At 50.8% G+C, this 8,288-nt stretch carries 7 protein-coding genes; all 7 read left to right on the forward strand.

Annotated features, from left to right (window positions below):
• The first annotated feature begins 1 nt into the window (after position 1).
• Complete coding sequence (gene tsaE, locus PG728_RS06920) at positions 2-529, forward strand: tRNA (adenosine(37)-N6)-threonylcarbamoyltransferase complex ATPase subunit type 1 TsaE (protein ID WP_270626609.1); 528 nt, start codon at positions 2-4, stop codon at positions 527-529.
• A 25-nt stretch (positions 530-554) separates the two neighbouring features.
• Entirely contained in the window at positions 555-1,250 is a 696-nt protein-coding gene (gene tsaB, locus PG728_RS06925) for a tRNA (adenosine(37)-N6)-threonylcarbamoyltransferase complex dimerization subunit type 1 TsaB (RefSeq protein WP_270626610.1), read from the forward strand.
• 4 nt (positions 1,251-1,254) lie between these two features.
• Positions 1,255-1,740: a ribosomal protein S18-alanine N-acetyltransferase gene (gene rimI, locus PG728_RS06930; protein WP_270626612.1), complete on the forward strand. Its 486-nt coding sequence runs from the start codon at positions 1,255-1,257 to the stop codon at positions 1,738-1,740.
• Between the two features lie 243 nt (positions 1,741-1,983).
• Positions 1,984-2,742, forward strand: coding sequence for a succinate dehydrogenase (locus PG728_RS06935; RefSeq protein ID WP_072510271.1), 759 nt, complete (start codon positions 1,984-1,986; stop codon positions 2,740-2,742).
• Positions 2,743-2,761: 19 nt separating this feature from the next.
• Positions 2,762-4,747 (forward strand): fumarate reductase/succinate dehydrogenase flavoprotein subunit, encoded by a 1,986-nt coding sequence (locus PG728_RS06940; RefSeq protein ID WP_072510270.1) that lies wholly within the window; start codon positions 2,762-2,764, stop codon positions 4,745-4,747.
• Positions 4,744-5,505 carry a succinate dehydrogenase/fumarate reductase iron-sulfur subunit gene (locus tag PG728_RS06945; RefSeq protein WP_072510269.1) on the forward strand — a complete coding sequence of 254 codons (762 nt, stop codon included), beginning with the start codon at positions 4,744-4,746 and terminating at the stop codon, positions 5,503-5,505. Before PG728_RS06940 ends, PG728_RS06945 begins: the two co-directional genes overlap by 4 nt.
• 460 nt (positions 5,506-5,965) lie before the next feature.
• The coding region (locus tag PG728_RS06950; protein WP_270626616.1) for a Rib/alpha-like domain-containing protein at positions 5,966-8,288 on the forward strand (2,323 nt) is incomplete at its 3' end.

Consider the following 8,288-nt stretch of genomic DNA (forward strand, 5'->3'; position numbering starts at 1 on the left):
CGTGCCTTTTACTATCAGAGTCAATTCACCTGATTCAACGCGCGCAGTCGGAGAGCTATTAGCCAAGCAGCTTCGGCGCGGTGATTTAGTGATGCTTTCGGGAGGTCTGGGAGCTGGTAAAACTACTTTTACTCAGGGGATTGGTGCTGGTTTGCAGGTTAAAGGGCGGATTTCGTCCCCTACTTTTATTGTGGCGCGGGTGCACCCGTCCCTGGTGGGTGGGGCTGATTTGATTCATGCCGATGCCTATCGAATCAAGGATTTGACCGATTTGGAGACTCTCGATTTAGATTCAACTTTGGACGAAGCGATTACGGTTATCGAATGGGGAGAGGGTAAAACCGAGCAGCTGTCGGGTTCTCGGCTGGAGATTACAATTAACCGACAACAGGGAGGGAGCGCTACCAGTGATAATGGCGTGATTGACCTCGCGGAAATGGATGATGGTAAACGAGATATCACTATCAGATCTGTTGGTGAGCGGTGGCAAGAAACTGATTGGGAACAGGTGTTTTACCAGTTTATTTAAGGGTTAAGAAAAGTAGGTTAGAAATATGCGGATATTGTGTATTGATACTTCATTGGGGGCTTCGGTTGCACTTTGGGATGACTGTTCGCCTACTCCGCTTTTGGCTTCCCGTTCTAGTGCTGACTCGCGTTCTCATGCAGAGCATCTATCTGACCTGGTCAGTCAGGTTATACAGGAGGCTTGTGGGTGCGCCCTCGCGAAAGCCGGTATTGAGGCGGTGGCGGTAGGACGCGGCCCAGCTCCTTTTACCGGGTTGCGTTCTGGATTAGTAACTGCCCGCACGATTGGTTTTGCGCTGGGAATTCCGGTGATTGGTATTAGTTCGCTGGATGCGCTTGCGCGAGCGGTTTTAGATTTGGTGTCGCCAGACAAAGAGGTCTTAGTGGCTACTGATGCGCGTCGTAAAGAGGTTTATTGCGCCCAGTATCGCGCGGATGGACCGGATGATGTTTGCCTACTTTGGGGACCAGAAGTGGGTTCAGCCAGTGATTTTGCTAATCGGGCAGCTAAGCCAGGTTTGATTGTGGCTGGCGCGGGTGCGAATCTTTATCCGCAAGATTTACCTCCGGAATCAGGACTGCCTACCCAGGTGGAGGCAGCGGTCTTGGGTCGCATTGCCAAAGTTCGTCTTAATCGGGTTTTACCTGCAGATTTATTGGAAACAGTTTCTCCGCTGTATTTGCGCCGACCGGATGTGCAGCCTCCTAGCCAGGTAAAATAGCTTCGTGACTCGTTGCGTTCCTTTAAGTGTCGAGGACGTGCCTGCGCTGCTTGCCCTGGAGCGCTCTTGTTTTGGGGGACAGGCTTTTAATGACACGCAGCTGCGGCAATTGCTATCTGCCCGTTATGGGGTAGCTATTGGGATTTGGGAGGATTCTCTTTTGCTGGGGGCAGCATTGCTGGAGGTCCTGGTTCCGGAATCTGAGCTACATTCCCTGGCGGTGCTACCCGGAAAACGTCGCCAAGGGCTAGGAGCCGTCCTCTTAAAATCTGCCCTGAGCGTGGCTCGGAGGCGGGGAGCAACTGAAATGTTTCTGGAAGTGCGTCGCTCTAACCAGGCGGCGATCGTACTTTATGAACGCGCCGGTTTTGCATCCTTGAGTGTGCGCCGGGGATATTATTCCCATCCCCGCGAAGATGCTTTGGTAATGCAAAAACGCCTGGCACGTCCTTCTCCTGGGCCTATTGGGACGGAGGTGACCTCCCCTTAACCTTGGGTGGAAGGTATTTTGAAACTTTACGCTTTCCCAATTGCAACACAATTATCTGATTCTTTTTTGGAAAGAGAGCTCTTTTTTCCTAAATGTTTTCGGTTTCCTCTCCTGAATTAGTAGATTAAAGAAGCAGGTAAAACCGGTTTTAGTGTTTTTTATTTCTGAATGGGTTTCCTTAGTCGTCTGCGTATAGACCCTAATTCCTAGGTGAGTCCAAACCGGTGAGTTAGCCTATTGACCGTGGCCAATACAAAAGAAATTCAGAAGAAGCGAAGCTGGAACACCCTGGTCTTCGCGAAACAGTGCATGGCCGTTACCGGCGTATTTTTTGTGCTGTTTGTGTTAATGCATTCCTACGGCAACTTGAAGATTCTGGCGGGTGCTGATGCCTATAACGGCTATGCCCACCACTTGCGGGTCTTCGGTGCCCCTATCCTGCCTTATGAAGGCTTGCTTTGGATTCTGCGCGTACTGCTACTTGCTTGCGTCGTTATCCATATGGTATGCGCCTTCCACCTGTGGCATCGCGCCAGCAAGGGACGAGGCTCTCAGAAGTACGCAGTCAAACAGAACGTGGTGAACAACTACGCGACTCGAACTGTGCGTGTCGGCTCCGTGTTACTAGCACTGTTCATCTTCTTCCATATCTTCCACTTCACCACGAAGTGGGTACAGATTGGCGCAGGGGAAGCCTATAGCTCTGCTACCTGCAAGGTTGGCGAAGAAATGATTCCGGTAGCTCCTTGGAACATGATGGTTACTACTTTCTCGCCAGCTAACTGGTGGACCTTGATTATTTACCTGGGTGCGGTAGCTATTGTGTCTTTGCACGTGGGACACGGCGTATGGTCTGCTCTGCAAACTATGGGTTGGATTCGGGAGAATACGCATCAAGCAACTGTTTATATTTCTGGAATTGTGGGGCTATTGCTGTTCGCCATGTTCGCTATTCCGCCGCTTTATTTGGTAATCACCAACCCCGCTCCAGTGGTGTGTTAGTTAGGGAAGGATGCGTAAGATGACTACACAAGAAAACCTAGTTGATGGTCTATATTCTGTTGGCGAGCCAATCGCTGACCAGAAAGCCCCGCTAGATGTACCGATTGAAAACTGCTGGAAGCAACGCAAATTTAATGCTGCTCTGGTTAATCCGGCTAACCGCCGCAAAATCAAGATTATCGTGGTAGGCACTGGTCTGGCCGGGGGCGCCGCTGCCGCTTCGCTAGGCGAAATGGGCTATCACGTTGATGCGTTCTTCTATCAGGATTCTGCTCGCCGGGCGCACTCAATTGCTGCCCAGGGTGGGATTAACGCGGCAAAGAATTATCGCAACGATAACGACTCGGATTACCGTCTGTTCTATGACACGGTTAAGGGCGGGGACTACCGGGCTCGGGAAACTAACGTTTACCGCCTGGCCGAGGTTAGCGCTAACATTATTGACCAGTGTGTAGCGCAGGGTGTGCCTTTTGCTCGCGAATATGGCGGTCTGCTAGATAACCGTTCTTTCGGTGGGGTGCAGGTATCGCGTACGTTTTATGCGCGGGGTCAGACGGGTCAGCAGCTTCTAATCGGTGCCTACCAGGCGTTGCAGCGTCAGGTTAATGCCGGAACTGTGGTTCCTCATTCCCGTCACGAAATGGTCGAACTGATTGTTTCTGATGGTAGGGCGCGCGGGATTGTGGCTCGCGATATGGAAACTGGTGAACTGGAAACTTTCACTGCCTCAATTGTTATTTTAGCTACCGGTGGTTATGGGAATGTTTTCTTCTTGTCCACTAACGCTATGGGGTGTAACGGTACTGCTGCTTGGCGTGCTTACCGCAAGGGCGCTTATTTTGCTAACCCTTGCTACACCCAGATTCATCCGACTTGTATTCCGCAGCACGGTGACCAGCAATCTAAACTCACTTTGATGAGTGAATCCTTGCGTAACGATGGACGTATTTGGGTTCCCAAGAAGAAAGAGGATTGCAAGAAAGACCCGCGGGAAATCCCGGAAGAAGATCGTGACTACTACTTAGAGCGTATCTATCCCTCTTTCGGTAACTTGGTTCCGCGTGATATTGCTTCGCGGCAAGCCAAGAATATGTGCGATGAGGGTCGCGGGGTAGGCCCCGAGATTGACGGCGTGGCGCGCGGGGTCTATTTGGATTTCGCGGATGCGATTAAGCGTATGGGCAAGGCTGCGGTTTCTGCCAAGTACGGCAACCTGTTTGATATGTACAAGCGGATTACCGATGATGATCCTTACGAGGTTCCGATGCGGATTTATCCGGCGGTGCACTACACCATGGGTGGGGTTTGGGTTGATTATGACCTTCAGACCACTATCCCGGGTCTATATGTGGGCGGGGAAGCTAACTTCTCTGATCACGGTGCTAACCGTCTGGGTGCGTCTGCTTTGATGCAGGGACTATCTGATGGTTATTTCGTGTTGCCAAACACGGTTAATGACTATCTGGCACATACTTTGGCCTGGGAAGATCTTCCGCAAGATCATCCTGATGTGGTAGCTGCTAAAGCCCAGGCGCAAGAGCGCATTGACCGCTTGATGGCCATTGATGGTACCCGCTCGGTGGATTCTATTCACAAGGAACTTGGTCAGATTATGTGGGAATACTGCGGTATGGCTCGCGACCGTGAGGGTCTGAAGAAAGCTATTGGTTTGATTCGGAATCTGCGTAAAGAGTTCTGGACTAACGTTCGTATCCCAGGTAAGTCCCAAGGTGAGATGAATCAGTCGCTGGAGCGTGCTGGTCGTCTGGCTGATTTCTTGGAACTTGGCGAATTGATGTGTATTGACGCTTTGCATCGTGAAGAGTCTTGTGGCGGGCATTTCCGCACCGAGCATCAAACTGCCGAGGGTGAAGCTATGCGTGACGATGAAAACTTCATGTACGTGGGTGCTTGGGAATGGAAAGGGGAGGATCAGCCTCCTGTCCTACACAAGGAAGATTTGATTTACAACAATATCGAGGTTAAGACAAGGAGCTACAAGTGAACATCACTCTGCGAGTTTGGCGTCAGTCTGCCCCAGATGCCGAGGGCGCTATTCATGAATACAAACTGCATGGTGTCAGCGAGGACTCCTCTTTCCTGGAGATGTTGGATATCCTCAACGAAGACCTGTTTGCCCGGGGTGAAGACCCGGTCGCCTTTGACTCGGACTGCCGCGAGGGTATTTGCGGTATGTGTGGTCTGGTGATTAATGGGGTTCCGCATGGCAATCACAAGCCGGGGGCAAAGGATAATGCCACCACTTGCCAGTTGCATATGCGTTCGTTCAAGGATGGGGACACCATCACTATTGAACCGTGGCGTTCAGCTGCTTTCCCCATCATCAAGGATTTGGTGGTTAATCGTAACGCTTTGGATCGTATTATTCAGGCGGGCGGATACATTTCGGTTAATACCGGAGCTGCTCCGGATGCGCATGCCACTCCGGTGCCCAAGAAAGACGCAGATCGCGCCTTCGAGGCTGCGGCTTGTATCGGGTGTGGAGCTTGCGTGGCTGCCTGCCCGAACGGTTCAGCGATGCTGTTTACCTCTGCGAAAGTAACTCATTTGGGGCTATTGCCCCAGGGTAAACCAGAGAATTTGCAGCGGGTGACCCGGATGCTCAATCAGATGAGTGCAGAGGGCTTTGGCGGTTGCACTAACTTTGGTGAATGTGCGGCGGTCTGCCCGAAGCAGGTTCCGCTGGACTTTATCGCGGTGCTTAACCGTCAGCTCGGTAAAGCGGTTTTGTCTGGGGTTTAAATCTTTTGACAAACAGTTAAATAGCTGAGTGTTCATACGCCTCAAGGCGGGGTTCGAGATTTTCTCGAACCCCGCCTTGTATGTTTTATGTTTTCCATAGATTCCAGAATTGGAGGATAGGTGACCTTGGGAAGGATCTTGAGGGTCAATATCGGGTCAGTATCCATCTTGGGGTCTGCTGTACGGGTGTAAAGTTGCCCTTAGTTTTAAATTAAGAGGTTGTGATGATTCTTAAAGCCTAGGGTGCTTAATAAGATTAAAGTCCAGCTGCTGCGGTTCTTTCCTGGGACAACCAGCAGTATTCCTTTAAAATCCCCTTTGAAACGGCAGATGCACCCCTGTATCATAGAAATGTTAGGAAAATGTCTGTCAAAAGTCGGGGGGGGGGGCATTCTATCTGCCGGCTTCGGGTAGGTTTTAGTCGCCTCTCCACTTAATAAGCCTTATGTCTGGGGGATTAATGACCAAGGTCAGCACTTCCACAGCGAGCAAGTGCTCGCTTGATTTCAAGCAAAAATTGTGGGCAGTTTTAGCAGCTGTCGCAATGGTAATTGCACTTTTGCCTGTATTTGCGGTCAGCACCGCTTTTGCGGATGACCCGATTCATTCCCCCGGGCAAGAGCTAGGGGAAAAACACGCCGTGAGCGGGAGGGTTTTTCTTGATCGCAGTGGTAGTCGCTCATACATGGAGCCAGATGATAAACAGGGTGCTTCAGATGGCGACATCGGTCTTGGCGGAGCTAAGGTCTACGCGCAATGGACTGATTACAACAACCGAAGGCAAAAAGGCGCCTTGTCGCCGGTCTACTATAGCCAGGCTCGGCCTGACGGTACCTACGTTATCCAGCTGCCAGATTGGACAGATTCATTTGGCACGGTTCACAAATGGGAAGCTACGTTGGGTCAGACCCTACGGATTTGGGCTGATAATCCCGATTCCAGCAAATATACGCTTGCCTTTGTCGAAGGCGATTCAACCTTTGGCGGTCAGGGGGATCGCTATCGCGGTACTTGGAACGGAGTTATTGGGTTTAATCTTGCTGAAAATTACAATATCGCTTTCCAAGAGCGCCCCCAGTTTGATCAGATGTTCCCGGCTGAAAACACCTGGAAGCAGAGCAGTCGCAAAGGGGGGGGTGGCGACGTTACCGGTCAAGTCTGGTATGAAGAGCGACAATCTAAAGGAAATTCTGAAGCCGTTCCAACTTTTAGTGCTGGCTTCGGTGAAGTGAAAGTTCCAGGGGTTAAGGTAGTTGGAGCTTATGTTCAAGATGAAGTAGCCCGCCGCTTTGACCAATGGAAAAAAGACAATAAAAACTACAAGCGTGACGAGTTCAAGGCAGCGCAACGTGAGATTATGAAAGCCTATGAGGCTGAAACCGGTAAATCCGCGATTGCTGAAACCGTTTACGACACCACAGATGCAGATGGTAAATATCATCTGCAGTTCCAGGGGCTGTGGGGAAATAGCTACAGTGCCAAAGGAATTATGAATGCCGGTACCTGGGGAGAATTGGTTCCCGAGGGTGCAAATGCTTCTTGGGCTAAGGCGAACCTGCGCAGTCGCCACGTAAACACAGAATATATGTATGTGGCTCCTGAACTTCCGAATGGTGTTGGCGGCTCGCTTAACAACTTCCGTGACAACATGTACCAAGACGGTTTGAACTGGACTCCAAATGCAACTACTGGTTCGATATCAAACGTCGAAAACGTGAACTTCGCCCTCCGGATAGAGGGACGTGACTTCCATATTGAAACCTATGACCAGACCACAAATCCGGCAAAACCGGGCGATACCGCTCCTACCAAGGCTACTGGTTTCGTTCCAAATAACACCTATGACATTGTTTGGACTGATGGTGACGGTAATGAGGTAAAGACTTGTACAACCCAGGCATCTAACCTCGGCGTTGTGGAGTCCTGTGACTTCACTGTTCCGGCTAATCTTGCCAAGGACGAGATTTATACCGCGTCCATCTACCCTGGCGGTTTCGACAAGCCAGTACGTGACCGGGCAATGGCGAAAGATAGTTTTGCTGTCAAGGTTACCCCTGAATATAAAACAACGACTATAGATTTGGATGGCACAGCCACGGTAGCGACGCCTATTAATAAAGAGAACAACACTAGATCCCCTGCCGATACAACTTATTCCGCTGCTGCTGCCGGTGACGTTCCAGCCTACCTGCTTGAGGGAGTAGACCAGTCAAAGGTTACGGTAGGTGCTCAAGCATGGGCAAAAGTTAACTCTGATGGCACAATTTCCCTGAACCCGAAGAAAGGAAGCGTAACTCCAGGCAGTTACCTGATTCCGGTCAAGATGACATATGGAAGCGGGAAAGACGCATACGAGCGGATAATTCTAGCTCCGGTTACCGTCCAAGATGCAAACGCTGATTCTGATGGTGATGGTGTCGCGGATGCTGCTGATAAGTGTGCTGGTGTTGCCGGTCCGTCTGCTAATAGTGGTTGCCCGGCTTGGGGTGATGGTAGTGGAACTCCGGGTACGGATGTGACTTTGCCAAAGGATGCGAAGAATGGTGCGTTGCCCGACTCGGTTAAGTGTTCTGCTGATAATGGTGCGACCTGCTCTGTTGAGAAGGACGGTAGTGTCAAGGTTTCTGTTCCTTCCGCTGCTACACCTGGTACCGAGATTACGGTTACTGTTAAGGATGGGGACAAGACCTTGGATACATCCAAGGTGACGGTTATCAAACCTGCCGATGATGATGGTGATGGTGTCGCGGATGCTGCTGATAAGTGTGCTGGTACTCCTGCTG

The sequence above is a fragment of the Varibaculum timonense genome (genome assembly GCF_027694345.1).
Classification (GTDB): Bacteria; Actinomycetota; Actinomycetes; order Actinomycetales; family Actinomycetaceae; genus Varibaculum; species Varibaculum timonense_A.

Bases quoted from the DNA above. Each gene is read 5' to 3' on its own strand.
- tsaB (WP_270626610.1), top strand. From the start codon at position 555: ATGCGGATATTGTGTATTGATACTTCATTGGGGGCTTCGGTTGCACTT.
- PG728_RS06940 (WP_072510270.1), top strand. From the start codon at position 2,762: ATGACTACACAAGAAAACCTAGTTGATGGTCTATATTCTGTTGGCGAG.